Raw genomic sequence first — 1,156 nt, 5'->3', positions numbered from 1 at the left:
TGTATATACTATAAGGATATCCTACATTTTATAAAAAGATATCATCAACTTTTACATACACCCATAAACAACATTTTAATGTTTGTTATCTTGGATAAGATGTTATTTTTTCTTAGACTCAACATCAACTACAATATTTTGATCTTTTATTTGCAGCTTATTATCATTATTCTTGGATCTTGCTTTAATATCAATAGTATTAGTATTTTTCATACGACTTTTATCACGACGAGTTAATTTTTCTAAGCTTTTTTCTAACCCTCCTACCTGACTATATCTTTCTTCTTCATAATCAAAAACAGGTAAAGAAAGATTAAATTTTATTGCAAATAAACGAGTACTAATACCAAAAATAACTGCAACAATTACAGCTATATTAATACTTAAACCTAACTCGAGTAATCCCCCATATAAAAGTGTAGTTATAAAAGCAATACTTGCATATAACTCTGCCTTAAATGCTAAAGGTATGCGATTACATAACAAATCACGAATGACCCCTCCAAAAGATCCTGTGCATACTCCTGCCACACAAGCTAAAATTAAATTATAACCAGCCTCAAGAGCAGCTTGCGCTCCAAGTAGAGTAAAAGCTACCAAGCCAATCGCATCTAAAATGAGGAAAATCGTCTTTAGATAATACATATAACGAGCAAGTAGAATCGTCACAAAAGAGCAAGCTGTTACGACAAATAATAGATAAGGTTCTGCCACCCAAGGTAAAGGATAGATATTCAATACAACATTACGTACGGTACCTCCACCTAAAGCAGTTACCATAGAAATCATAATTACACCAAAGTAATCCATTTTTACTCGTCCTGCAGCCAAAGCTCCTGTCACAGCACAAGCAATGACACCAATTAAATTTAAAATCTCTAATAACATTTAAGACAATAAACTCTTATTTAATAATTGTTAACTAGCTTTTACTGAATTCTTTTCATAGGTGAGTATACTTATAACATTTAATCTTTTACAGGTTAAAAGCTAACATATGATTATTATAACCTAAACTCCCAAAACGCATAATGACAAAGCCATTTTAGTTTTTTTATGTAAAAAGATTCCTTCTAATTACTTTAACAAATTGGTTTGTCAGTCTATAAAATATGAGCGACTTGTATACTAAAGGCATTTCATTTTTATGGAATTT

The 1,156-nt window shown here is 30.5% G+C and carries 1 pseudogene; it reads right to left on the bottom strand.

The features are described 5' to 3' along the window. Window positions 1–231: 231 nt before the first annotated feature. Window positions 232–888 (bottom strand): annotated as a pseudogene (locus tag CKF58_RS08245) (trimeric intracellular cation channel family protein); the annotation flags it as partial. Window positions 889–1,156: the final 268 nt, after the last annotated feature.

Origin of the sequence: Psittacicella hinzii, from assembly GCF_003585935.1 — a bacterium.
Taxonomy (GTDB): Bacteria; Pseudomonadota; Gammaproteobacteria; order Enterobacterales; family Psittacicellaceae; genus Psittacicella; species Psittacicella hinzii.
Note: the sequence above shows the minus strand (reverse complement) of the source record. Positions and strands in the feature narration are given on the sequence as shown.